This window comes from Salinibacter pepae (assembly GCF_947077775.1).
Lineage (GTDB): Bacteria > Bacteroidota > Rhodothermia > Rhodothermales > Salinibacteraceae > Salinibacter > Salinibacter pepae.
In genome coordinates, this window is the sequence record NZ_CAMTTE010000001.1 from 1,540,293 (window position 1) to 1,564,165 (window position 23,873).

Sequence of the window (23,873 nt, forward strand, 5' to 3'; positions counted from 1 at the left end):
GGACCGAAAACAGTGGGGAGAGGACAGACCAAGTGAGGATCCGCCGTCCGGGACAGGAACGGCAGGCCAGAGATACTCTCCCCTCCGTCGCCTCGTTTCGGGCCCAACGAGCCCCCCATGCTACAGCTGGAGGCTCGGGTGCACGTCCAGCGTCGGCGGGCTCGCATGGCCGGCCGCGAGGCGCCGAGCCCCGGCCTGCGCGATCATGGCGGCGTTGTCCATGCAGTACGCCAGGTCGGGCACCGATACGTCAACGCCCTCGTCGCGCCCGAGGGCCTTCATTCGCCGCCGCAGCGCGGAGTTGGCCGCCACGCCCCCCACCACGGCCACGTGCCCAACCCCCGTCGCCTCGACGGCCCGCCGCACCGCATCCACGAGCACGTCCACCACCGCCGCCCGCACCGACGCGCACAGGTCATCGAGGTGCTCGTCGAGCAGGCGCTCGCGCTCGGCGTCGGACCGGTCGCGGAGGTAGTAGAGGACCGAGGTCTTCAGGCCGCTGAACGAGAAGTCGAAGTCGTCGAGCCGGCTCCGGGGAAAGTCGTGGAAGGTTGGGGCTCCGGACTCGGCGTGACGATCAATGTCGGGGCCCCCAGGGTACCCCAGCCCGAACAGCTGCGCTATTTTGTCGAATGCCTCGCCCGCCGCGTCGTCGCGGGTGCGCCCGAGCACGCCATGCTGAAAATCATCGCCGATGTGCACGAGTTCGGTGTGGCCGCCGGACACGATCAGACACAGGAACGGGCGGGCCGGCCGCGCCGGCCCCAGGTCGACGGAGTAGACGTGTCCCTCCAGGTGGTTCACCCCGATCAGGTGCACGTCGAGCCCCTGCGCGAGCGCCTTCGCGAAGCTGAGCCCCACGAGCAGGGAGCCCGGCAGTCCCGGCCCGTAGGTGCCCGCAATGGCATCGAGTGCACGGGCGTCCACATCCGCCTCGGCAAGGGCCCGTTGCACGACGGGCACGATGAGCCGCTGGTGGTTGCGGGAGGCCAGCTCCGGCACCACACCGCCGTACTCCTCGTGGAGGTCCGCCTGCGAGGACACGACGTTCGACCGCACCGTGCCGTCGTCCCATACGGCCGCGGCGGTGTCGTCACACGACGATTCAATGCCGAGCACGAGCATGGTGCCGTTTGGGAATCGGGTTCGATGCCGGATGGACCAGGGCTTGGAACTGCCTCTTTCGCACGAACCGTTCTGGGCCTGGATCCCCTCCCGGAATGAAGCGCGAACAAACCGGCTGCCCTAAGGTACTACACACGGGTATTGATAAACTTCACTCCGCCCCCCTCCACACCGACGGACGAGGTTCTCATGCGCACGGTTCTGCCCCTCTTGTGTCTCGTGTTCGTACTGAGCGCCACCGCCCCGGCGCACGCTCAGCTCCGGGAAACGGCTCAGCAAAACTCTTCGGTCGTCACCCAGCTGTACGATACCGGCTCGGACGCGACCGATGCCCTCGGCAATCTGTTCGGGGCCGAGGACTTTCGGATGAGCCACAGCTACCAGATGTCGTTCTCCTCGTTCGGGGGCAGTACGTCCTCGGTGGGCATGTACACCAACTCCATGATGTGGCAGTTCAACTCCGACCTGGCCGCCCGGGTCGACGTGGGCGTATCCCACCCGCTCGCCAGCAACAACGCGTTTGGGAATCAGGAGGCGCGGGTGGTTCTCCGCAACGCGGAGGTGGCCTACACCCCGACCGACAACATGAAAATTCATTTCCAGGTGCGGCAGAGCCCTCGTGGGCGGTACGCGAGCCCGTACGGGTATCGGCATCGTCGGGGCACCTTCGCCTCCACCGCCCCCTTGCTGCCGAACTGAGTTGTCCTTTCTTCTCGGTGCCGATCGGGAAGCACGGCGGCCTGCACGTAGGCCCCCTGCCGGATCGGCCTGGTTGCCCCGGCGCCCATGGCCCAATGGTCCTCCCGCTTCACCAATGGACTGCTAAACGCTGCGCTCGTAGCGGCTGGACTGGGCGCGGCCGTTCTGTTGTACGCCTTCGCGAGTCGGACCGTCTTCACGGGCCCGAGCCCGAAGCGCCCCCCCTCCGATACCTCGCAGCTGGTGAGCCGGATCATCCAGGTGGAGGTGCGCAACGGCGCCGGGGTCGATCGCCTCGCCGAGCGCACCACACAGTACCTCCGCGACCGCGGCTTTGACGTGGTCGACGTGGGCAACCACTCGTCGTTCGACCAGGCCCACTCGGTCGTGATCGACCGGGCCGGCAACCCCGAGGCCGCACGAAACGTGGCGGAGGCGCTTGGGATTCCGTTCTCCCGGGTGCGTCAGAACATCAAACCAGAGTACTATCTCGACGCCTCCGTGATTCTCGGCCGCGACTACGCACGGCTCCGCCCGTTTCAGGAGGCTCCCTAGCCTGCATTCGGCGCGCCTTCGTATTCCCTCACGACCCCCCGCACCAATGTCTTAGCCCATATGGCTTCCCCCGACCAGACCTCCTCCACAGAGCCTTCCCTCCGCCGAACCCCCGAGAACCCCAGTCCGGTGCTTGCCGCGCGGGTCGCAGATGCCATGGCCGACAAGCGGGCCATGAACATCAGTGTCATCGATCTGCGGGAGGTGAGTAGCATGGCTGATTTCTTCGTTCTCGGCACCGGCGAGTCGGACCTCCAGGTGAAGGCCATCGCCAACGGCATCGCGGATCATGTGCAGGAGACCTGCGGGGAGGAACCCTGGAAGCGGGAAGGCACGGATCACCTCCAGTGGGTCGTGCTCGACTACGTAGATGTCGTCGCGCACGTCTTCCTGCCCGACAAGCGGGAGCACTACCGCATCGACCGCCTCTGGGGGGAGGCCGATTCGGAGATCGTGCCCGAGGACGGCGACGCCTCGGACCTTGACCTCCTGCAGGACCGCCTGCAGCAGTCTTCAGACCCGGCGTAACCTGTTTCCCTGTGACTCCCCGCTCGACAATGCCCCGCCTGTTTGTTGGACTCGGTGCGATTGCGGCGCTTCTCGGAGTGGCCCTCGGCGCGTTCGGGGCGCACGGGCTGGAGGGGCGCGTCTCGCCGGGGCGGGTGGAGACGTTTCGCACCGGGGTGGCGTATCAGATGTACCACGCGCTGGCGCTGCTCGTCGTGGGCTGGGCCGCCGCGCAGGGCTGGGGGCCGTCCCTGCACTGGGCCGGCTACTGCTTCGTCGCCGGCATCGTGATCTTTTCGGGCAGCCTGTACGTGCTCGTCCTGAGCGACACGGGCTGGCTCGGCGCGATCACCCCACTCGGGGGCGTGGCCTTCATCGCGGGCTGGGCCCTACTGGCATGGGCGGCGTTCACTGGGGGATAGCGGCCGGCGCCCCGCCCCCGGCGCCCGCTTGTTGTCACAGCGCCTCGTCCTCAAACAGTACGGTGACGCTCGGCAGGAGGTCGTGCCCGCGGGCCAGCTCCAGAAGCGACTGCGCCGCGGCCTCCGGGACCTCGTAGCGCCCGTGCACGTCGCTGTCCACGGCGAGGGCGTAGGCCACGTCCGTGTCCTCGTCCAGTGTTGGCTCGTCCTCCCACGCCGTCGCCGCCTCCACGAGGTACGTCCCGTCGTCCGGCATGAAGGAGGCAAGGTAGAGCTCTCGCTCCGCCTCGGCGTCGATGAGGCTTACGCTTCCCACGAGGCCGTACTCAATGTCGTAGAACAGCGACTCGGCGAGAAGGCGGGTGGTGAAGTTGTCGGGGTCGAAGTCGGGCATAGAAAATCAGGACGAATACAGAGACAAGTGCAAGACGGCAGGACTGCCGTCTGCGTGTAGGGTATCCTCCCCAGGCGAGCATGTCAATCAGGCAACGTTCTCATGCCCGACGCACGTCCACACCCCGCTGGATCGGCCCGGAACGCCTCGTACGGGACCTCGCGGTACGCACGCGTCGAGAGGTAGGCGAGCAGGACCCGGATCGGCGCCGGCTCGTCGTAGCCCGAGAGGTGCAACAGGCATTCGACCTGCAGTGATAAAACTACTGTCGTCGGCGCCCCGTCCGCACGAAAACGTGGAGGTCAATTCGCGGGGTTATGCGACGTCCCCGATACCGGGAGGTGATCTCGATGTCGTCTCGATTGAGGCGTGTGAGCAGGAAGTCGTCCGCCAGGCATGAGCGCACCGCCTGTGTTGTTTTCGCCGCTCATCTCGTTTTCTTTCTGGTGGGTGAAATCCAGTAGCTTCATTCCAAAGCATGACATGCATCGTAGCGCGATCTTTGATTGCGCTACTGGATTGCACTACCCTGAACTGTGCATCCGGACTGGGCATGAGGAGTGGAGTCTTTTCAGAATCTAACGCAGTGGGGACTCGTCCTTTCGGGGGAGAGGACCGCCCACCTGCCGCTACCGCCCGCCGCTGCGTTGCTTGCGGAACGCTTCATAGGACTGCCGCCGGTAGGCACCACTGCCGACGTACTCGACGGCGGGCCGCAGCTCCCTCTCTTTGAGAAAACCGGCGGTGCGGAACAGCTTCTGCCCATTCGGCGCGAGGAAGACGACTGCCGGCACGCCCGCCACGCCCAGCTTCTGCGCCAACCGCAGCGGCGTGAACTGCTCGCCGCGATAGCGCACGTGATCGTCGTTGTCGTCGCGGTTGAGCCGCGTCAGCACGAGGCGTCCGCCCAGCTCTTCTCGGAACGCCGGGTAGATCTCGTTTTTCATGCGGTGGCACCACCCACACCACGGCGCCCACACGTCCACCAGTACCGGCTTTTCCTGCTTTTGGGCCGTCGCCAGCGCCTCCTCGAAGGGGCGCCAGTCGAGGTCCTCGGCGCTATCCTGCGCCCACGTCGCCGGTGCCACAACCATCAGGAACACCAGCGCGAGAAGCGCGGCCCGCCCCGCGAGTTGCCGAGGGCTGTTCTCATTCATAGCGCATTGCTCGTTTGCTGACAGAACGCTCTCACACCCATGCTCCCACGCGCTCAACGAAGGTTCATGCGCACGCCGAGCGAGAACGTGCGGCCCACGATCGGGCCCCACGTGTAGATCGTCTCGAAGCCCTCCTCCGCATCGTAGGGATCGCCCACCAGCGGGGTCGGCTGCGTGGTGTCGAAGACGTTCTCCACGGAGAGGTAGGCGTCGACGCCCACGCCGCTCGGGCTGTTCACGTCCAAGAACGACTTGGTGAGCTTGAGGTCGTGCGTGGAGAAGGTCGGCGACTCGCGGTCACGCCCGTAGCCCTCAACGTAGAGGTCGGGCATCCGCTTCGGGCCGACGAGGTTGGCCGAGTAGTCGAGCTCAAGCCCGAGGTCGCGCAGCTGGTAGGTCGCCCCGAGATTGCCGAGGAAATCCGGCGAGTAGTCGAGGGCGCGCGTCCCTTCGTCGTCTTCGATGAAGGCGTCGATGAACGTGAAGCTCGCGTCGTAGCTCAGCGGAATCGCCGTGAAGTTCTGCTCCAAACCCGCCGTGAAGCCGCGCGTGGTGGCCTCGCTGTCGTTGTTGGCGTAGATGACCCGGTTCGGTGCGTTGTTGTTAATCTCGTACGCCGGCTCGATCTTGTTGGCGAAGCGCGTATAGAAGCCGTCGAGCGAGAGCGTCATCGGGTTGCCGCCCAGCGGCAGGATGTGCTCGAGGTTGGCGGTGAGGCTGCGGGAGCGCTCCGGGTCGAGGTCGTCGGCGAAGACGACCTCGCTCGTTCCGGTGAGCGACTGGTGGTCCTCGGTGAAGACGTTCACGAAGCGAAAGCCTGTGCCAACGCTCGCACGAAGGGTCGTGCGATCGCTCGCGTCGTATTTCGCCGCGAGGCGCGGGGCCGAGACGAAGCCGGACTCGTCGTGGTAGTCCACGCGTAGCCCGCCCAGCAGCGTCAGGGCACCGGGCAACCACTTCGCCTGCGCGAAGACGCCGGGGATAAAGCGCTTTTTGGCTCCACCGCTGGTGACCGGCGAGTCGTCGTCGTAGGTCTGGTAGCGCAGCGTGCCGCCACCGAGGAGCCGCACCGCGTCGGTAAGTTGCTGGTTCCACGTGCTCTGCAAGAAGGAATTGGTCTGGGTCGCCTTGTAGCCGGTGCCCCCATAGAAGCTGTCTTGGTCGTGGTACGTCGTCGCGCCCTTGAAGCGAAGCTGCTCGACCCCCGGCGGGCGAAATTCCGCCAAAAGCTCTCCGCGCGTCGTGTAGATCGACTCCCCGTAGATCTCGTCGGAGCCGCGGATGTCGTCACTGAATCCGGGCAGGCCGCCGGTGCGGTCTTCGTAGTAGCCCTTCCCAGCCACGCTGAGGATCTTTCCGCCGTCAGCGTTTTCGACCGTGCCCTTCCCGAAGAGCGCGGCGCGAGAGCGCATCACCTGGTCGGCGAAGTTGTCGCCGTTTTCGTCGAAGAAGTTCTCCATGCGCAGCACGTTGCCGCTGACGAAGCCCTTCACGCGATCCCCCTTCGCCGAGGCGGCCACGTCGGCGTTGAATTCCTGCGTGGAGCGCCCGTACACGTCCGCCGAGAGGGTCGGTGTGTTCGCCGGGTCTTTGGTGATGATGTTGACCACGCCGCCGAGCGCATCCGTGCCGTAGAGCGTGGACTGCGGCCCCTTGATGACCTCCACGCGGTCGATGATCGACGGGCTGATGCCGTTGAGGCCGTAGACCGAGGCGAGCGCGCCCTGAATGGGCATCCCGTCGATGAGGACGGCGGTGTCCGGTCCCTCCACGCCGTTGATGCGAATGGCGTTGGTGCCGCAGACGCCGCAGTTGAGCTGCGTCGAAAGTCCACTGACGTTCCCGATCACGTCCATGATGTTGGAGGTGACCGACCCGCGTTGTAGGCGCTCCGAAGAGACGGACTGCACCTTCACCGGCGAGTCCTTCACGTACGTCTCGCGCATCGTGCCGGTCACGACGACCTCCTCGCCCCGGAGCACCGTCGGCTCGAGCGACACGTCCCATTCCCGCTCCTCGCCTGCTTCCAGGTTCACCTGCTCCTCCACCGCCTGAAAGCCGACGGCGGAGACCACAATCGTGTGCGTGCCCGCCGAGAGGGACGAGAGCCGGTAGGTGCCGTCGTCCTGGGTGGCGATGCCCTGCTCTGTCTCCTCTACGTAGAGGTTTGCGCTGGGAATTGGCTCGCCGGCGTTGTCGGTCACGCGCCCGTACAGAACGGCCTGGGCATGCGCGGCCCCCGACACCCCCGCGAGAAGGAGACTCAAAAGGACGATCCGTCGAACGAACTGCATTGCACTGGCAATGATTTACAACTGACTAGCGCACATAATTGATATTGCTAATTATTTTGTTAGTCAAGGCTAAAAACGATTCGAGGGATTAACCTTCCGTGAACAGCACTCGACAGGGATCTGTAGGAGGTGTAGCCTACGCGTTTTCGGTGTCCAAGATCTCGTTTTCGTATGGAAATCTACTGCCCCAAATGCGAGTGGGAGCCCCCCTCCGGCGCCCGGTGGACCTGTGAGTGCGGACACTCCTGGCACACGTTCGACACGCAGGGCCAGTGCCCGGAGTGCGGCACGGTGTGGCGCGAGACGCAGTGCCACGAGTGCCACGCCTGGTCGCCCCACCACGACTGGTACCACGATCTGCCGCCCGTAGACGTGGACGCCATAGCTGAGCGCCAAGAGGCGTCCCCGCCAGAATGAGGGCCGCTTCGGTCGCAGTTGCGGGAATGGGACCGGCCACGCGAACAGGGGGCGTCGGACAGGTTCCCTGCAGTGACGACCGCTACCGCCCGGGCGCCTCGACGCGTCCTCCCGTGACCCCCCTCAGAAACGAGCGGGCATCGTCGCCGTGGCGCGTCGTCACCTCCGCCTCGAACAGGTCGGCCACGTGCTCCGTGACCGGCCCGCACACGTCGTCCACGGTCCCCGGCGCGTCGGTCTCCTCCGCCAGCGACGTAACGCCACGGTCGTCAATGCCACAGGGCACGATGTGGTCGAAGTAGTCGAGGTCGGTGGTCACGTTGAGCGCGAAGCCGTGCATGGTAACCCACCGGCTGCAGCGCACGCCCATCGCGCAGATTTTGCGTTCCAGGCCCCGCTCGTCGGGCCCGACCCACACCCCAGTGCGCCCGTCCACCCGCGTGCCGGTCACGCCGTAGTCGGCACAGGTGCGGATGATCACCTCCTCGAGCGTGCGCAGGTACCGGCCCAGGTCGGTAAAGAACCGGTCAAGGTCAAACAGCGGATAGCCCACCAGCTGGCCGGGGCCGTGGAAGGTGACGTCGCCCCCCCGTCCGATGCGGTGAAAGGCGGCCCCAACCTCTTCCAGCCGTTCCTCCGACACGAGCAGGTTCGCCGCGTCGCCGCTCTTGCCGAGGGTGTAGACGGGGGGATGCTCCAGCAGAAGCAGCACGTGGGGAACGGTCTCCGGCGGCTCGGCCCGCTTCGCCGCAATGAGGTGCTCCTGCACCCGCTCCTGCAGGGCCCGCGCCCGCCCGTACGACACGCGGCCGAGGTGGCACGCGACGATCTCGTTTTGAGCGGACGAGGACATCTCTGCGGACGGGGGGAGACGGGAGGACACTACGGATCTAACCTGTACTCGAAACGCCCGACCTAGTTTTGTGAGATGCTTACGCTAACGTTGAAGCCCCCGTTGACCCGCGTGTAGGAGGGCTGCCGGTTGTCGCCGTTGAACCGCTCGTACTCGACCAGCAGCTCCCCCGTCACCCGGTCGCTGAGCCGGTAGGTCAGCTCGGGAGTCACCTGAATGCGGGTCGTCTGCTTCCGGACCTGGACGTAGTCGTTGGTCGGATCGGTCACCTGCGCCGGATCCACCGATCCCCCCGCGTCCTGAACGTCCGCGAGCGCCCCGCGCAGGTTGTAGCTCCGCTCGTCGTTCACCGAGCGGGAGACCGTGAGCGAAAACCGGATCTGGTTTTCGAGGCGCCCGAGGCCGAGCACGGGAATGCGCATTCCCTGCTTCCGGTAGGAGACGGTTCCGGACAACTGATTCGTCTGCACTTCCTCCACCTTCAGGTTGGCCGTGCGCAGGTACGTCTCCGTCTGGCGGCTCCACTCCACACTCGTCTCCAGGTTGCCGGGCCAGGTGACGCTAACGCCGAGGAGCGGCCGGAACTGCTCACTGACGCGGGCCGACCCCACCTTGAACTCCGGGTTCAAAAACGTCTGTCCGTTCGGGGCCTCCACCTCCTCGCCGGCGCGCGTGTCGGTGGCGTAGCTCGACCGGTACTCCGCGTTGTAGCTGTGCCGGAGCGACGCACTTTCCACGATGCGGCCGAGCAGGGGCCAGTCGGCCACCCCCGAGTAGCGGATGTTCCACCCGGGCAGGGGGAACGGCGCGAACCCGTGGGCCCCCACGCTGCCGCCGCCGGTCAGGTAGGCCGATTTGAAGTCGTCCGCGACGGAGGCGTTGGTGAGGGGCACCTCGGCGGCGGGGAGCACCCCCCCCGCCCCACTGCCGCCCGCCGGCAGTCGACGGGCCTGCTCCTCCACCAGCGCCACCACGGACCCGAAGCCCCACACCGAGGCGGAGTTGTCCCCGCTTTCGGTCGTGAAGGGCCCGTCTTGTCCTTCGGCTCCGCCGCCGCCATTGCGTGCCTGGAAGGTCCGGTCGGTCTGGGTGCGCCACTCCACGTTCCAGCTCAGGTCGATCTGGAAGGACGGGCTCGGGCTCAGGGCGGTGCGCCCCTCCAGCCGGTGGGTGTTGCTGAGGGCATCCGACACCTGGAACCGGGAGTCCAGCACGCGCCTCTCGGCCCCGATGGAGCGGTCGAGCCCGAGCCGGTAGCCCACGGACGGCCCGTCCCCGCGCACCGCGTCAAGCAGGCGGTAGTGCACCTCGACGTCCGTCGAGTCCGAATTCAGGCGCCCCACATTGGAGGAACGGGCACTCCAGTCGCCGTTGTAGTTCACGCTGAAGTCGTTGATGTCGAGCACCATGAGGGCCAGCCCGCGCAGCATGCCCATCGGGCTGGGAAGGGGGACGTCTTCCCACCCGAGTCCATCCCCTTCCGACGCCTCACCGTCGTCGTCCCCCCGGTCGTCATCCCCCCGGTCGTCATCCCCCCGGTCGTCTCCGTTGTCCCCGGTGGACCGGCCCCCGGCTTCCGGGTCGTCCCGGCCCGACTCGCGCTGCGCCTCCTTTAGCCGCTCGAAGAACCCAAACCGCTCCCACACCCGGTTGGGCCGCAGGGTCGCTCCCGTACGCAGGGTGAGGGAGTTGCGCACGCCGGCCCCCTGCAGGCTTTCCGCCGGCCCGTTCGACCACTGAAACGACGACTGGTAGGAGACGTCCTGCAGGTCGATCCAGTTGAGCCACGGCCGGTCGGCCCACCCCATGCTCAGAGTGGCCGAAAACCGCTGCTGGTAGTTGTTCGTGCGCGGGCTCACCCGCCCGACCAGCAGGTCCCGAAACACGTCGAGCTCCGACCGCCGGAACAGCCGGCTTTCAAAGAACACCGTCTCCCCCTCGTCGGCGGCGGTGAGGCCGCGGTCGGCCAGTCCGTAGTCCCCCAGACGATCAAAGAAATTCGCGGTGCTGTCGCGGGGAATGCCGATGTCGGTAAGCACCGTGTCCCGGACGCTTCCGCCGTTGATGATAACGTTCGTCTCGTTCCGCGAGGCGGCGTCATCAAAGTTTTGGCGCGTGTTGGTGTCGAAGCTGAGGCTCAGAAAGTCGAAGGGGTCGTACTGGAGGCTAAAGTTGCGGCGGTGGTCGAATTGCTGCTGCTCCCGGAGGGGATAGGCGATTCGATAGGGCTGGCTGCGTGTATTTCGGACGCCCGACGGGCGGCTTCGGGTCGTCTGCGCCTCCCGCTCCGCACTCATCGAAAACGAGAGCGAGCGGGGCACATAGTTGAACGAGAGGCCCGCCAGCGTGCCGAGCACCGGCGCGTCGGGGAGAAAGCCGAAGGGGTCCACGGTCCGGGGCTGCCCGAAGCTGAGTTGATACTGCAGGTCGCCCGTCCAGCTCCACCGGTCGTTGAGCTGGCGCTGCGGGTTGCGTCGCGACTGGTCGAGGTAGGAGAAGCTCAGCGAGAGGCCGTCGACGGTCTTCTGGAGCCACCACGAGTCGGACCCCTGTTTCGAGATGTCGGCCGTCATCGTGCGGCGCAGGCTGCGCGTCTCGGCCGCCGTGCGCACACTGTCCTTCAACCGACGGCGAATCTCCCCCGCCCCGAGGGCCCCGTACTGGCTGCGGTAGCGGCGCTCCAGCGTACTGTCCGGGACGGCGTCGAACTGCCGCACCACGCTCTGCACCTCCACGTCGCCGCGGTTGGGGTCGAAGCGAGGGGTCGTCCGGTTGGACTGGACCTGCATGGTCACCGGGATGCGCCAGCCCTGGTCCTCGGGCAAGAACGAGTCGACGTTGAGGCTTGCGCGGAGGTTCCAGCTCGTGTTGTCGGACTGCTCCCGCTCGCTCAGGGTGCTGGACAACGCCCCAAACCCGTCCGTCCGGCGCTGGAAACTGCCCTCGACGGACGCAAAATCCGCGAGGTCGAGGCTTGCGCTGGCGTTGGCGGCCCAGCCCTTCTGCTCGTCGAACCCGCTCACGCGCAGCTCATTCAGCCAGACCTCGAAATTTTGCAGCACCGGCGGGTTCTCCTCGGGGGGCGTCGCGTGCCGCACGCCGACGACGATTGTTTTCACGTTCTGCAGGGAGGGGGTGCCCCGCACCCGAAGCACCGTCTCCGGCGGCGCAAAGTCGCCGATGTTCAAATTCACGTCGGCGCTCGAGAACGACGTGTCCGTCGGGACCCCGCTCTGGTCCCGGAGAAGCTTGAGCCGATTGAGTCGTTCAAGGACGAGGTTCATTTCAAACTCCTCCGGCCACAGGGGTTGGGAGCCGTCCGCCATCGGCACGTCGCCCGGGGAGAGGGGCTGCTCATACTCGTAGTAGTCCCCCGTCTCCCCGGCCCCCAGGCGGACGAACAGCCGCAGGTGCTCGCGGAGCCGGTCCTTCACCTGCGTGCTGCTTGAGGCCCCGTGCAGGTGGGTGTACATCCGCAGGTTCGAGTACTTGAGCAGGTCGAGGCCCTGCCCGAATGTTTTGAAGACGCCCCGCTGCCGGCCGGGCGCCAGCTGATCCACGTTGAGCAGGAGGGCCTGCTCGCGGTTTTGCTGCTGCACGCCGCGGGACGTGCGGTTCTGCCCCACCACCGCCCCGGCGGGCGGCTCGTAGCTCAGGTCCTCTTCGTTGTTGATGCTCGCCACCCGAAGCTCGCCCGTCCCCGCATCCACGACGCTGTTCTCCTGCACCGGCTGCTGTGCCACCGGCGCCGAGGCGCGCCACTGGCTGCCCACCAGCTCCAGGGACGCAAACCGCATCGTCACGGGCGCCTCGTGCCCGGTCGTCCACAGGCGGATGGACTTGATGTCGTCAAAGTTTTCGATGGCACCCACCTGGCGCGTGAATTCCTGCACCGGAATCCGCACCTTGTACCAGTCCTTTTCCTGCCCGACCCGGCTCACCACGTAATCGGTCGGCCCGCGGTCGGCCCCGGCGCGCTGGTCGAGCTCGTCGAGCGGGACGGCGTACTGGAAGTAGTTGTTGTCGATGTTGATCTGGCTGCTCACCCCGTCGAGGGCCTCCCGGTCCGGGGAGCGGGACACGCCCCGCTTCACGCTCGCGTCCTCGGCCAGTTCGTTCTGCGACTCAAAGCCGTTGAGCTCGTGGCCCGCCTGGTACCAGCTCAGGCGCTGCTGCACCGAGGCCCCGTCCGGGAAGAACGCCGAGGTGTTGAAGAAGCGGTCGTTCTCGTAGAAGTGGTAGTCGTCGGCCGAGGGGTCCGCGGCGGTCCGTGCAATCTCGGCCCGCAGGCGTTGCCGCTGCGCGGTGGACAGGCCGAGCTGCCCGATGGCGCCCTGCAGACTGTCCGCGTACGCCACGAAGCCGGAATAGAAGCTGCGTTCGAGCAGGCGCTCGTCGTAGGCCCCATCCGTGTAGGAGACGAGCCCGTCGAGCCCCAGGTCCTGGGTCCGGCGCCCCCGAAGGTCAATCCCCCCGCCCGGCTCGGCGTTGGGGATGCGGCTCAGGTCCCCCAGGTCCGCCTCGTTGAAGCTGAGGGAGAGCCCGTCCTCCATGTCGATGCGCTGGTTCGGCACCACGTCCTCCGAGATCGTCCCGAGGTCGACGAACAGGCGCGCTCCGTCGGTGACCTCGCCGTTCGCCGGGTACACCTTCACGATGAACTCGACGAACTCGACGTTCTGCACCGAAAAGTCGGTGTAGCCCTCCGGGAGCGAGCGTGTGATGCCCCCCCATACCTTCCGCGGCTCCCGGAAGAAGTCCACCAGGTCCTCCGTGTAGTTGTAGGGCCCGCGCTGCCAGGGATTGAAGTGGAGGTCGAGCGTGCGGAGGGTGGGATTCGCCTCGCCCTGCGTATCGCGTCCCACGAAGACCTCCTCGGTGTTGATGAGCTCGGTGGCCTCCCCCCCGTCCTCCGTGCCGATGGACTCCAGCACGTTTTCGTTAAGCCGGTACCACCCGAGGCGGCCCCGCCAGTGGGTGCGCTGCCGGTTGTCCTCGTAGGTCCCCGGCACCTCGCCGTCGAGCGGGGCGGCGTCGGCCGTCGAGTCGGGCGCCGCGCTCACCTGCCAAGCGCCCGGCTGCTCGCGGAGAGAGAAGGTGTTCTCGAAGCCCTCGAAGTCGTCGATGTAAGACACCCCGTTGCGCTCGTCCGACGCGTACTGGTCCGTCTCGCTGTTTTCCACCCGGTCCACGGTCCGCTCGTACGCGTCGGTGGTGGTGTGGCCGGGCCGGAGCTGCGCAAACTCGCCGGAGACCGAGAGCTGGCTTTCGGCCCGCGTCTGCACGAGCGGCAGGGCGTCGACCGCCTCCGTAATCCACTGCGGCTGCAGGTCCATCGAGCCGTTCAGGCCCCAGATGGTGTTCTGGATGGGCTCCTGCCCGATGCGAAACTTGTCGACGGGCGACTGCTGGCTGAGCCGCATGACGGTGGCCCCGAGCGAAAACTGGTCCCGCATCGACCAGTCGGCCCGCGCCCCGAGCAGGGTTTTCTTCTGGATGTTGGTGAGGCTGTTCTCCTCGTAGTCGATCTTGATGTCCCGCCCGGCGGTCAGGTACGACTCGTTGGTGATGTTGACCGTCCCGCCCTGGTAGTCCACCCGGTAGTCGACGCCCTCCTGCAGGGTCTGCCCCCCTGAGGTCACCTCGACCGAGCCCTCAACGAGCCCCGTAAAGGCCTCCAGGTCATAAAATTGTTGCGCCCCGCCGGTGTACGAGCCCCGAATCCGGTAGACATTCTTCTGGGTGTCTTCCTTCCGGGCGTTCGCCTTTTTCTTGGTATAGAGGTTCTCAAACGCAAAGGACTCCCCGGCCGCCCGACTCCCGTTCTGGGCCGCGGCGTCCAGGATGCGCGCGCCGAACGGCTGGAGGTAGGGGAAGTAGAGGAGCCCCCGGTCCGCATTAATCGTCTGCGGCAGAAAGTCGAACTGATCGTCCGGGTTGGGCGCGCCGTTCTGGTCCACCCGGTCCAGCCCGAGCACCTGCAGCAGCGTGGTCTGCCCCGCCACGTCCGGCAGCGTGGTGCGCGCGCCCTGCCCGGAGGCCTGGTACTCGACGTCGAGCTCGAAATTCTCCGGATTGAAGTCTCGCCCCGAGAGGTCGTACACGTTGCGGAGCTGCAAGAACCAGGCGGCCGGGCTCACGGTCCCGTCCTGCCCGGGCGCGACCGGATCGGTGGGGCGGAGCAGCTTCAGCACGAGGCGGTCGGCGTTGATGCCCCCCGTGGTTCCGCCCTGCGTAAAGTCCCCGACCGTGCGCACGGTGCCGTCGGTCGTCCGGTACCGAAACGCCACCGCCAGGGCCTCGTCGGGCCGGAGCCGCTGCTGGAGCGACAGGAAGCCCAGCCGACCGTCGATCCGGTAGTCTTGCCCCCGCGTAAGCCGCTTAAACTCGCCCGCGTGGAGGTCCTGCTGGGTGTCCAGGGGCTGCTCCATGGTGGCGGGGTCGCTCAGGTAGGACGAGGCCCGTTGCTCCCCGTCCCGGAGGGCCGCCAGGTCGGCCTCGCCGTACTGGTCCTCCTCCGGGACCGGCAGCAGGGTCTCCGTGTAGTCGTTCGCCTGATTCACCAGTTGGGCGCGCTCCCCCAGGTCGACCACCGCCACCGCCTGCCGGGTGTTTGCCTGGCTTCCCACCTGCTGTGTGATTTTCCACACCTCCACCTCGGTAAGTTCGTCGAACCCCCCGAACGTCCGGATCGTCGTCGGGTCCTCGTGGGCGCGGTTCCAGTTGTTGCGGAAGTAGTAGCCAAGAAAAAAGTGCCGGTTCTCGTCGTAGTCCGTGGGCTTGAGGTCGAATTCCGTCTCCTGCGCGCCCCCCTCAATGCTGAGGCTGTTGGACTGGCCCTCCTGCTGGCTCGCAATCGTCGTGAGGCTCAGGTTGCCGAACTGAAACTCACTCTTGATCCCGAAGAGGCTCTGCCCCCCACTGATGAGCTGCGACGGCGTCTGCATGGACACGTTGCCCGCCTCCACGCTCTGTAGGATCTCGTCCTCGTAGCCGGTGTAGTCGAGCTTGACCTGATTCTGGTAGTCAAACTGACTCTGCGTGTCCCAGTCGACGTTGATCTGGAGCTTGTCCCCGATCGTCCCGGTGATGCCGAGCCGCAGGTCCTGCTTGAAGTCGGGATTGAGCTGGCTGGCGTTCCCCGTCACGTTGACCTGCTGGTCGCTCTTTCGGTACTTGAACCCGGCGTTGATGTCGGCCTGGCCGTTCACCCGAAGGTCCACCTGCGGCTTGCCGAAGACGGTGGAGAAGGCACTCTCCCGCCCCCCCGGAACCACCATGTTCACCCCAAACCCACTGCGTCCGTCCCCCTGCTGGCGCTGCTCGGTGAGCGTGCGCCAGTTCTCGCGCAGGTTGGCACGGTAGCGCTCCTGCCGGTACGCGTCTGCGTCCATCCCCACGCGCTCCCCGGGACGCGTGTCGCCCGTGAGGACGTAGCGGTTCCGAGTGGAGTCGAGCGTGACGGATTGCGCCCCCGCCGTGGGGGCACGCGGTCCCAGGAACGGAGACGCCCGTCCAAACAGGCGGACCGCCTGCCTGCGCCGTGCCGGCAGGTACCGGCCGACGACGCCGGTGTCGGGGGACGGGGACGGTGCCGAGAGGCCCCCTCCCTCAGTTCGCGGAACACCGCCCACTCGGTCCGAGAGGGATGTGCTATCTCTCGGAGGAGGGGGGTCCCTCCAACTGCAGGACCGGGGGGCGGCGGGTCGTGTCGGGGGCGGTCGTGTCGGGGGCGGTCGTGTCGGGCGGCGGCCCCTCCTGCGCTCGGGCCGGCGGTCCCCCTCCGGCGAGGCTTCCAATCAGGAACAGCGCCACCGTCGACACAAATACACGTCCCTCTCCCAACAGCCCCACGCAGGGGGCCGGGGACGGCAACATTGGTGAGATCAGCGGCACGGGTCCAGGAACGCTCCGAGGTGCTACGTCGTGCACCGGTGCTCCGGCCTAGCATGGGCGGAGGCCCCGGTGCGTATTTGAGGGGGTCTGTAGCGGTTCCTGCCGATGCGCGGTGTTGCGTCTGGGAATGAGAGCAGCGGACAAGGGGTGTGCGACCAGGCGCCGCCCCAACGGATCTTCACCTCGAATGTAAGATGTGGCGTTTTTTTCGTCAAGCACAAGAGCAACTCGTTCGGCCTGGGGGCGGGCAGGCCGCAAACCCCGTGCCCTGCTCGTGGTGGCCGGCCGGTCAGGCCCGCTGGCCGTCGAGGGGGCGCTTGGCGGTGACGTCCCGGAAGTCGTCGTGCCGCTCCGTCTGAATGTTAAGCCCACGATCAGCGATTTTCTGCAGAAACTGAGCGCGCGGGATCACATTTTCCGGCACGTCGGCCCCCCCGGTGGAGACGGCTTCCTCGCGGGCCAGGAAGAGGGCCGAGACGACCGTCGGGATGGCCGTACAGCGCATCACGGCCGTCTGCTCCGTCTCCGCGTCGTACTGCTCCACCATCTCGTAGACGAGTGTCGTGGGCCGTCCCTCCTGCTCGCCCCGTAGCAGGACCCGCATGAGCACCGCGTCCTCGTAGTCGCCGCCGAGACGCTTCCGCATGCGGCGCACCAGGAGGTCGCGGTAGGTCAGGTGCGTGCGCACCCCGATCTTGCGCTCCTCGGCGAGCCCGAGCCCGAGCACGAAGCGCATCTGATGGGCGTGGCCCGGCCACCGGACCGTCTTGTGGTCGAGGGCCTCCACACGCCCGGCCAGCGTGTCGGTGAGGGTGGAGAGCCCGCCCTGCGTGCAGAAGGCCTCCATCGTACCGAAGGGCTTCTCGAACTGAATTTCCTCCTCGCGGGAAAGGGCGTCCGCCTCCACGACCTGCCCGTTTTCAATCAACTGCGCCGGGTTTGTATAGTCCGCGAGGATGCGCTCGGCCGACCACGAGATGCGAAAATTGAAGGGGGGCTCCGGGTGCAGCGGGACGTCGCCCACCCGCAGATGTGCCGCCTCGGCCCGGTCAAGCTGATCAATGCCGTGGAGACACACGACGTTCACGAGGCCGGGGGCCAGCCCGCAGTTGGGGACGATCCAGACGCCCTTCTCGCGGGCCTGCTCGTCGAGGGCCAGCTCTTTGCCCACGAGGGTGTCGTCCCCCCCGAGGTCACAGAAGTGGACCCCCGCGTCGAGGCACAGCTCTGCGAGCGCGGGGTTGAACTCCGCCGGCACGCAGCTGATGACACAGTCGCTGCCCTGCACAATCTGGGACAGCACGCTGGTGTCGCGCACGTCGACCTGGAAGGAGCGGAGAAACTGGTCGGCGTCGACCTGTTCGTGGAGGCGTTCGAGCGCCTGCGACCGGGTGTCACAGACCTGAACCTGTTCCACCTCTCCGCTTCGGGCGCACAGCTCGCGGACAACGGGGGCTCCAATCGATCCGGCACCGAGAACCGTAATCGTCATGTGCAGTGCAGTCGTCGGGTTGGGAGGGTCCGGGCGAAGCGAACGCGTCGGGCAGGCCCAGCGGCACTAGTCGACGTGCCCGCGTCCCTCGAGCGCCCGCGAGAGGGTCGCCTCGTCGGCGTACTCCAGATCCCCACCGATGGGCAGCCCTCGCGCGATGCGCGTGACGCGAACGTCGAACGGCTCAAGGAGCTGGGAGATGTAGTAGGCCGTCGTGTCGCCCTCAACGTTGGGATTGACGGCGAGAATCACCTCGTCGACCCCCGACTCCGCCTCGTCCGCCCCGCCATTTTCCGAGGGGGGCGCCCCGGCGTCCGCTTCGCCGTCAGGCGTGGTGTTGGGCGCCGGAGCCGCATCGGCCGCCGTGTCTTCGAAGGACGGGTCGATGCGGGTGGCCAGCTCGTGCACCCGGAGGTCGTCGGGGCCCACGCCGTCGAGCGGCGAAATGACCCCGCCGAGCACGTGGTACACGCCCCGGTACTCGTTGGTCTGCTCGATGGCGGTCAGGTCGCTCGACTCCTCCACGACACAAATCGTCGTGGCGTCCCGCTTGTCTGAGCCACAGATGGGACACGGATCCTGATCCGCCACGACGTAGCACGTCGAACAGCGTTGCACGTCCTCCTTCACGGACGTCAACGCGTTCGCGATGGTCTCAACCTCCTCCTGGGGCATCTTCAGGACGTAGTTGGCCAGTCGCCGCGCCGTCTTCTTCCCGATCGTGGGCAGCTTCGTGAACTGCTCCACAAGGGTTTCGACGGACTCCGAGGTGTACTGCATCGCGACAATCTCGCGTTTCGAATGTCGAGGTTTAAGCGCAAACGGCGGAATGTCCCGGGGTCACGCGGCCCCCCCAGCCCGCCGTTCGCAACCGCCTAGAGGCCGAGCTGGCTGAGGTCCATGCCCTGTGGCAGCATGCCGCCCATGGAATCCTTCATCTCCTCTTGTGCCATGTCGGACGCGTCTTCGAGGGCCTTGTTGACGCCCGCGATGACGAGGTCCTCCAACAACTCCAGGTCGTCCGGGTCGACGGCCTCCGGGTCAATTTCGATGCCCGTGATTTCCTGCGCGCCGTTGGCGGTCACTGTCACCATGCCGCCGCCGGCCTCCGCGGTCACCGTCTTGTCCGCGAGCTCGTCCTGCGCGGCGTTCATCTTTTCCTGCATCTCCATCATCTTCCCGAACATGTCCTGCATGTTCATTCCTCCTGGGTTAGCCATAACTGGGGGGTGGTCTTAATTCGAAGACTCGTGGGGAGGGTGGGTCGTTCACCGGAAGCGGGAATGGCTCCGGGTTCGTACAAAGGGGTGCAACGGACGGCGGGCGGAACCGATCCCTGACTGGAAACGACGCCCACGGTGCGGGCCGAGGGGGGCCGCCGGGCCGCTACCATACCGGCTCGGCCCCAAACTCGCTGAAGAGCACGTCGAGTGCCGAGTAGGTGTCACGGAGCTGGCTCAGCTGTTCACGGGGGCTGAGGGGCTCGTCCGACGTGTCGGCGTCGGCGACGGCCGCGTCGCTCGTGTCCTCGACGACGAACCGCAGGTCGTCAACGGCAGGGGCCACCGTGTCGGTGACGTGGCGCAACAGCACGCGCCGCCGGTCACGCAGGGTGTCGCGGTGGAGGGCCCGGGGGACGGCGACGGTGAGCGTGCCGTCGACGTACTCGACGGGCTCGGCCTCGCCCAGCAGGGAGCCGAGGCTGATGTGGGTGTCCTTGACGGACTGCACAACCTGGGGCCACTCGGTGGCCACCCCGTCGGCGTCGGCCCCCGCCGCCACGGCCGGCTCCGCCACCGCGGCGGCCGACGCGTCCGACCCGTCCGATGTCGACACCGACTCGGACGCGCGAGCGTCCGGGGTGCCGGATGCCGACCCGCCCTCCGACGATTCTTCGTCCCCCAGCGCCGGGGCGCCAAACAGGTCGTTGTACCCAACGGACGGATCCGCCCCCGATGCGTCCGCCCCGTCGCGGGGGGCATCCGGGGACGGCGGCTCGTCCTCGTCGTCGGGGCCCTCCTCGTCGGCGTCCGAAGCGCCGTCGTTTGGGGCGTCGTCCTCGTCCGATGCACTCAGCGTCTCGTCCCCTGCATCGTCCACGACGTCGGTCGGCGCCCCGTCGGGCGTCTCGTTCTTCGAGTCGCGCGGTGGGTCTTTCGTTGAGGGGGCGTCCTCCGGCGCAGTCGGCGCAGTCGTCGGGGCCGTGGACTCGGGCCCGTAGCCGGGGCGGGGCTCGGCGGCCGCGTCGGGGGGCGCCTCTCGTCCGGCCGCCCCGCCCGTCTCTGGGGTCTCAGACTTCTCAGACTCGGAGGGGGGCGGCGGGGACGACGCCGTTTCGGACGCGGTCGCCCCGTCGCCCGGCACGGCCTCGGGGAGGTCGCCGTCCTCGGCCATCTGTTCCAGTCGGTCGATCTTTTCGAGCACCGCCCGGAGGTCAGCCGAGCGGCGAAGCTGCGCCATCTTGAGAAGCGTCGTCTCCAGCGTGAGGCGCGGCTGCGGGCTCTGTTTGATGTCGTCCTCCGTGTCCGCGGCCAGGGTGAGCAGGCGCAGCAGGTCGGCCTCGTCGAAGCGCTCGGCCGCGTCGGCGTAGCGGGTGCGGGTCGACTCCGCAACCTCTTCCAGCGCCTCCCCGCCCAGCGAGTGGGCCACCAGCAGATTGCGCAGGTGCTCGGCCAGTCCCACCAGCATCTCCTGCAGGTCGTACCCGCTGCGCACCACGTGGCGCACGAGCTCAATCATCCCCGCCGTGTCCTGCGCGGCGACGTGGTCGGTAAGGCGAAAGTACAGGTCCTGGTCCACCACGCCCAGGGCCTGGGTCAGCTCCCCGTACTCCAGCGTGGCCCCGCAGAGCGAGAGGGCCTGGTCGAACGCCGAGAGGGCGTCGCGGAGCGCCCCGTTGCCCTTGCGTGCCAGCAGCATGAGGCTCTCCTCGTCGGCCTCCACGCCCTCCGTCTCACAGATCTCGCGCAGGCGCCGGACGATCTCCGGCACCGGAATGCGGCGGAAGTCGAACCGCTGGCACCGCGACAGGATGGTGGGCAGCACCTTGTGCGGCTCGGTGGTGGCGAAGATGAAGAGGGCGTGGGCGGGCGGCTCCTCCAGCGTCTTCAGCAGGGCGTTGAACGCCTGCTTCGACAGCATGTGCACCTCGTCGAGGATGTAGACCTTCTTCTGGTCGCCCTGCGGCGGGATCCGGACCTTCTCGCGCAGCTCGCGGATGTCGTCGACCTTGTTGTTGGAGGCCGCGTCCATCTCGAAGACGTTGAGGCTGCGGCCCGCCTCGAACGATTCGCACGAGTCGCACTCGCAGCACGGCTCGGCGCCGTCCTCGCGCTCCGCCCGCGGGGTCTCGCAGTTGATGGCCTTCGCCAGGATGCGGGCCGCCGTGGTCTTCCCCACCCCCCGTGGGCCGCTGAACAGATAGGCGTGTGCGAGCCGCTCCATCCGGATCGCATTCTTGAGCGTCTCGGTGACGTGCTCCTGCGCAACGACCTCCGTAAAAAGCGACGGCCGATACTTGCGCGCCGTAACCAGGTATCGCTGTTCGTCCATGTGAACGCGGGGACGGATGAGAGAAGGGTGGAGGGAGAGCTGGCACCGGTCGTCGGCCAGGGGACGACGAGAACGCGGGGGCGTCTCGCTCAATATACCGGCACCGCCTCGGGGAAGTCAATGGTGCCTCGACGCGCACGCAGCCCACTTGCCCGCCGCGCCCCCTCTTACACCTCTTACACCAGCCCGTCGCCGGCGGCCACGACCTTGGTGTTGCCCAGCCGGTCGCCCCAGCGCCGGCCGACGGGGTCGGCGAAGACGTTGTAGATCTCAAACAGGATGAGCCCAAGCCCCGCGAGCGACAGGAACGACGCCAGGGCCCCGCCGACGATGGGGACGACAATGAACGCCCCCGCGACGGAGCTGAGCCCCAGCATCCAGTTGCGCTGGACCGACGTTTCGAGGGAGACCGGGGCCCCGTCGAGGCGCACGAGGTCGAGCCCCATTACGTACTTTCCCGGCGACCGGAAGCGCAGCGGCCCGACCTCGAATCCATCCCGGGCGACCAGGTACAGCCCGCCCACGAGCCCGCCCAGCAGGGGGGCGCCCCCAAACAGGGCGGTCAGCCCCGTCGCAATGATGCCGTCGAGGAGGGCCGCAACGAACCGCTCGTGTTGCGACGGCGAGGAGGCGTCTGCGGAAGACCCGTTCATGAGGGGCGCGCGTGTTTAGAAAAAGGGAACGGGTCCGGTCACGGCCCGTGGCGTCTACGCCGCGTTCGACGACGGATCCGGGGAGTTCGGGTCCCGGCGCTGCGGGTCCGGGGTCGACGGTTCGCGGCGCGTCGGGCTCGGCACCTTGGGCGGCTGCTTGGGCTGCCGCTGGGGCGAGCGCTGCGGGGACCGCTGTGGGGTGCGCTGGGGCGTACGGCGGCGACGAGGATTCACCGGAGAAGTCCGAGACTCGGTCATAATTCTGGGGTGCATCTCGTCCGCATTCCTTCGGATGCTTGTGTACGCCCCCAACTCCGAAGTGTTGGGGCACCTGCTGTTCCGGCAAAAGCGGACGCAGAGCCGCCCACCACCGCACGACCTAGCTGTTCACTGTCGCCTCAGAGTCTCTGTCGGCCACCGCGGCCTCCCCCTCCTCCGACACTTCCCGTAGCGCCTCGGTGTGCGGCCGGGGCCGGGTCACCGTCACCGGCTCCGGCTCGAAGCACGCCCGGCACCGCGGCTCGTAGGCCTCCGTGGCCCCGACCAGCACCCGGTCTTCGCCCGGCACAATGCGCTGGGAGTGGTTGGCCGGCGCCCCACAGACCACGCAGACGGCGTGTAGCTTGGTCACGTGCTCGGCCACCGCCATGAGCTGGGGCATCGGGTCGAACGGCTCTGCGCGGTAGTCCGTGTCGAGCCCCACCACGATCACACGGTGCCCGTCGTCGGCCAGTGCCTGACACGTCGGCACGAGGTCGTCGCCGAAGAACTGCGCCTCGTCGATGCCCACGACGTCCGCCTCCTGCACCAGCTCTTGGATCTGCGGGGGCGCCTCCACCGGCGTGGTGGTCACGGAATTCTCGTTGTGGGACACCACCTCGTCTTCGCTGTAGCGCTCGTCGAGGGCCGGCTTGAAGACGCGGGTGTGCTGACGAGCAATGCGGGCCCGGCGCAGCCGACGAATCAGCTCCTCGGTCTTGCCGCTGAACATCGACCCGCAGATGACCTCCATCCAGCCGGTGGTGCGGTCGCGGTCCACGATGTGGGGCTCCAGGGCGGACATGAACAGGGGGTGCACGGTGCGGGGACGGACGCAGACGTTGCAAGGTAACCGCACGTCCGGGAGGAAGTCCACACCGGTTTTGTATGGAAGCGGGGAAGGTCGGCCTGTGGGGACTCGGGACGGGCCGGGGCCGTGCGTGTCCAGGCGCGCAGCTACCCGGCCTCTTCCACCCGGAACGAAGGAAGGTGCACCCCCCACCGCAGCGCGGCCAGGCGCACGGCCGACACCGCGACGATCGTGAGGCCCGCCACCGCCGCCTCCGGAAGGGCCGCGGCCCGCAGGCCCAGATAGAGCACGCCCCCGGACAGGGCCGCCGTCGCGTAGATCTCCTCCCGCAGAATGAGAGGGGTTTCGTCGCAGAGCACGTCTCGCACCATCCCGCCCACCGTGGCCGTGACGGCACTCATAATCACGACCACGACCGGCGGGGCGCCCACCCCGAGCGCAACACGGGCCCCCACCACCGAGAACACCGCGAGCCCAAACGCGTCGGCCACCTCCAGCGACTGCCGGGGGGGCCGGAAGACCGACGTGTAGGCGAAGGTAAGGCCGCCCGCCCCCCCGATCACCGCGAGGTACCGCAGGTCCTGGATCCAGAAAACCGGATGTCGGTCCAGGATCAAGTCGCGAATCGTGCCGCCCCCGACGGCCGTCACCGCCGCAATTACCAGGGCCCCAAACAGGTCCATCCGGCGCCGGCCGGCCGCCAGCGCCCCGGACACCGCAAAGACCGCCGTGCCGAATAGGTCCAGGACGTACAGAACGGTGCCGGGGGAAACGGGCATTGGGCGCAG

General features: G+C 67.3%; 20 protein-coding genes. 5 read left to right on the plus strand and 15 right to left on the minus strand.

Translation table 11 applies throughout. The features are described 5' to 3' along the window. Positions 1–120: 120 nt before the first annotated feature. A complete protein-coding gene (gene tsaD, locus OJA40_RS06360) occupies positions 121–1,125 on the minus strand; it encodes a tRNA (adenosine(37)-N6)-threonylcarbamoyltransferase complex transferase subunit TsaD (protein WP_263810142.1) in 1,005 nt (334 codons plus the stop codon). 189 nt (positions 1,126–1,314) lie between these two features. Between tsaD and OJA40_RS06365 the strand changes: the two genes are divergently transcribed. The 4 genes from OJA40_RS06365 to OJA40_RS06380 all read left to right on the plus strand — a co-directional run bounded on the left by OJA40_RS06365 (position 1,315) and on the right by OJA40_RS06380 (position 3,308). Beyond that, on the plus strand, positions 1,315–1,824 hold the full coding sequence (locus OJA40_RS06365) for a hypothetical protein (protein ID WP_208427223.1): 510 nt from the start codon (positions 1,315–1,317) through the stop codon (positions 1,822–1,824). Between the two features lie 87 nt (positions 1,825–1,911). After that, complete coding sequence (locus OJA40_RS06370) at positions 1,912–2,379, plus strand: LytR C-terminal domain-containing protein (RefSeq protein WP_208427224.1); 468 nt, start codon at positions 1,912–1,914, stop codon at positions 2,377–2,379. Between the two features lie 60 nt (positions 2,380–2,439). Then, positions 2,440–2,907, plus strand: a complete 468-nt coding sequence (gene rsfS, locus OJA40_RS06375; RefSeq protein WP_208427225.1) for a ribosome silencing factor — start codon at positions 2,440–2,442, stop codon at positions 2,905–2,907. Positions 2,908–2,936: 29 nt separating this feature from the next. Beyond that, entirely contained in the window at positions 2,937–3,308 is a 372-nt protein-coding gene (locus OJA40_RS06380) for a DUF423 domain-containing protein (RefSeq protein ID WP_263793072.1), read from the plus strand. 34 nt (positions 3,309–3,342) lie between these two features. Here OJA40_RS06380 and OJA40_RS06385 read toward each other — a convergent pair whose 3' ends face one another. The 3 genes from OJA40_RS06385 to OJA40_RS06395 form a co-directional block, all read right to left on the minus strand. Next, the gene (locus tag OJA40_RS06385) at positions 3,343–3,702 is read right to left on the minus strand and encodes a hypothetical protein (RefSeq protein WP_208427458.1); all 360 of its coding nucleotides are present in this window, start codon (positions 3,700–3,702) and stop codon (positions 3,343–3,345) included. Between the two features lie 629 nt (positions 3,703–4,331). Continuing rightward, on the minus strand, positions 4,332–4,859 hold the full coding sequence (locus OJA40_RS06390) for a thioredoxin family protein (protein ID WP_208427459.1): 528 nt from the start codon (positions 4,857–4,859) through the stop codon (positions 4,332–4,334). 53 nt (positions 4,860–4,912) lie between these two features. Continuing rightward, complete coding sequence (locus OJA40_RS06395; protein WP_208427460.1) at positions 4,913–7,153, minus strand: TonB-dependent receptor; 2,241 nt, start codon at positions 7,151–7,153, stop codon at positions 4,913–4,915. Positions 7,154–7,324: 171 nt separating this feature from the next. Here OJA40_RS06395 and OJA40_RS06400 point away from each other — a divergent pair, with 171 nt between their 5' ends. Further along, positions 7,325–7,570, plus strand: a complete 246-nt coding sequence (locus OJA40_RS06400; RefSeq protein ID WP_263793070.1) for a hypothetical protein — start codon at positions 7,325–7,327, stop codon at positions 7,568–7,570. 82 nt (positions 7,571–7,652) lie between these two features. On the opposite strand, the gene lipB is transcribed toward OJA40_RS06400, so the two are convergent. The 11 genes from lipB to OJA40_RS06455 form a co-directional block, all read right to left on the minus strand. Beyond that, positions 7,653–8,423, minus strand: a complete 771-nt coding sequence (gene lipB / locus OJA40_RS06405; protein ID WP_208427461.1) for a lipoyl(octanoyl) transferase LipB — start codon at positions 8,421–8,423, stop codon at positions 7,653–7,655. A 62-nt stretch (positions 8,424–8,485) separates the two neighbouring features. Beyond that, positions 8,486–16,057, minus strand: a complete 7,572-nt coding sequence (gene sov / locus OJA40_RS06410) for a T9SS outer membrane translocon Sov/SprA (protein ID WP_263810144.1) — start codon at positions 16,055–16,057, stop codon at positions 8,486–8,488. 19 nt (positions 16,058–16,076) lie between these two features. Next, a complete protein-coding gene (locus OJA40_RS06415; protein ID WP_263810145.1) occupies positions 16,077–16,301 on the minus strand; it encodes a hypothetical protein in 225 nt (74 codons plus the stop codon). A 307-nt stretch (positions 16,302–16,608) separates the two neighbouring features. Continuing rightward, entirely contained in the window at positions 16,609–17,811 is a 1,203-nt protein-coding gene (locus OJA40_RS06420) for a saccharopine dehydrogenase family protein (protein ID WP_208427536.1), read from the minus strand. 66 nt (positions 17,812–17,877) lie between these two features. Beyond that, the gene (locus tag OJA40_RS06425; RefSeq protein WP_208427535.1) at positions 17,878–18,591 is read right to left on the minus strand and encodes a recombination mediator RecR; all 714 of its coding nucleotides are present in this window, start codon (positions 18,589–18,591) and stop codon (positions 17,878–17,880) included. 95 nt (positions 18,592–18,686) lie between these two features. Beyond that, the gene (locus tag OJA40_RS06430; RefSeq protein ID WP_263793113.1) at positions 18,687–19,031 is read right to left on the minus strand and encodes a YbaB/EbfC family nucleoid-associated protein; all 345 of its coding nucleotides are present in this window, start codon (positions 19,029–19,031) and stop codon (positions 18,687–18,689) included. 166 nt (positions 19,032–19,197) lie between these two features. Then, the gene (dnaX, locus tag OJA40_RS06435; RefSeq protein WP_263810147.1) at positions 19,198–21,363 is read right to left on the minus strand and encodes a DNA polymerase III subunit gamma/tau; all 2,166 of its coding nucleotides are present in this window, start codon (positions 21,361–21,363) and stop codon (positions 19,198–19,200) included. 176 nt (positions 21,364–21,539) lie between these two features. Then, complete coding sequence (locus OJA40_RS06440; RefSeq protein WP_263793111.1) at positions 21,540–22,016, minus strand: RDD family protein; 477 nt, start codon at positions 22,014–22,016, stop codon at positions 21,540–21,542. A 54-nt stretch (positions 22,017–22,070) separates the two neighbouring features. Next, positions 22,071–22,274: a hypothetical protein gene (locus OJA40_RS06445; RefSeq protein WP_208427207.1), complete on the minus strand. Its 204-nt coding sequence runs from the start codon at positions 22,272–22,274 to the stop codon at positions 22,071–22,073. Positions 22,275–22,395: 121 nt separating this feature from the next. After that, positions 22,396–23,079, minus strand: coding sequence for a thymidine kinase (locus OJA40_RS06450; protein ID WP_263809594.1), 684 nt, complete (start codon positions 23,077–23,079; stop codon positions 22,396–22,398). A 152-nt stretch (positions 23,080–23,231) separates the two neighbouring features. After that, the gene (locus tag OJA40_RS06455) at positions 23,232–23,864 is read right to left on the minus strand and encodes a trimeric intracellular cation channel family protein (RefSeq protein ID WP_263809593.1); all 633 of its coding nucleotides are present in this window, start codon (positions 23,862–23,864) and stop codon (positions 23,232–23,234) included. Positions 23,865–23,873: the final 9 nt, after the last annotated feature.

Bases quoted from the DNA above. Each gene is read 5' to 3' on its own strand.
- tsaD (WP_263810142.1), bottom strand. From the start codon at position 1,125: ATGCTCGTGCTCGGCATTGAATCGTCGTGTGACGACACCGCCGCGGCC.
- OJA40_RS06365 (WP_208427223.1), top strand. From the start codon at position 1,315: ATGCGCACGGTTCTGCCCCTCTTGTGTCTCGTGTTCGTACTGAGCGCC.
- OJA40_RS06370 (WP_208427224.1), top strand. From the start codon at position 1,912: ATGGCCCAATGGTCCTCCCGCTTCACCAATGGACTGCTAAACGCTGCG.
- rsfS (WP_208427225.1), top strand. From the start codon at position 2,440: ATGGCTTCCCCCGACCAGACCTCCTCCACAGAGCCTTCCCTCCGCCGA.
- OJA40_RS06380 (WP_263793072.1), top strand. From the start codon at position 2,937: ATGCCCCGCCTGTTTGTTGGACTCGGTGCGATTGCGGCGCTTCTCGGA.
- OJA40_RS06385 (WP_208427458.1), bottom strand. From the start codon at position 3,702: ATGCCCGACTTCGACCCCGACAACTTCACCACCCGCCTTCTCGCCGAG.
- OJA40_RS06390 (WP_208427459.1), bottom strand. From the start codon at position 4,859: ATGAATGAGAACAGCCCTCGGCAACTCGCGGGGCGGGCCGCGCTTCTC.
- OJA40_RS06395 (WP_208427460.1), bottom strand. From the start codon at position 7,153: ATGCAGTTCGTTCGACGGATCGTCCTTTTGAGTCTCCTTCTCGCGGGG.
- OJA40_RS06400 (WP_263793070.1), top strand. From the start codon at position 7,325: ATGGAAATCTACTGCCCCAAATGCGAGTGGGAGCCCCCCTCCGGCGCC.
- lipB (WP_208427461.1), bottom strand. From the start codon at position 8,423: ATGTCCTCGTCCGCTCAAAACGAGATCGTCGCGTGCCACCTCGGCCGC.
- OJA40_RS06415 (WP_263810145.1), bottom strand. From the start codon at position 16,301: ATGTTGCCGTCCCCGGCCCCCTGCGTGGGGCTGTTGGGAGAGGGACGT.
- OJA40_RS06420 (WP_208427536.1), bottom strand. From the start codon at position 17,811: ATGACGATTACGGTTCTCGGTGCCGGATCGATTGGAGCCCCCGTTGTC.
- OJA40_RS06425 (WP_208427535.1), bottom strand. From the start codon at position 18,591: ATGCAGTACACCTCGGAGTCCGTCGAAACCCTTGTGGAGCAGTTCACG.
- OJA40_RS06430 (WP_263793113.1), bottom strand. From the start codon at position 19,031: ATGGCTAACCCAGGAGGAATGAACATGCAGGACATGTTCGGGAAGATG.
- dnaX (WP_263810147.1), bottom strand. From the start codon at position 21,363: ATGGACGAACAGCGATACCTGGTTACGGCGCGCAAGTATCGGCCGTCG.
- OJA40_RS06440 (WP_263793111.1), bottom strand. From the start codon at position 22,016: ATGAACGGGTCTTCCGCAGACGCCTCCTCGCCGTCGCAACACGAGCGG.
- OJA40_RS06445 (WP_208427207.1), bottom strand. From the start codon at position 22,274: ATGACCGAGTCTCGGACTTCTCCGGTGAATCCTCGTCGCCGCCGTACG.
- OJA40_RS06450 (WP_263809594.1), bottom strand. From the start codon at position 23,079: ATGTCCGCCCTGGAGCCCCACATCGTGGACCGCGACCGCACCACCGGC.
- OJA40_RS06455 (WP_263809593.1), bottom strand. From the start codon at position 23,864: ATGCCCGTTTCCCCCGGCACCGTTCTGTACGTCCTGGACCTATTCGGC.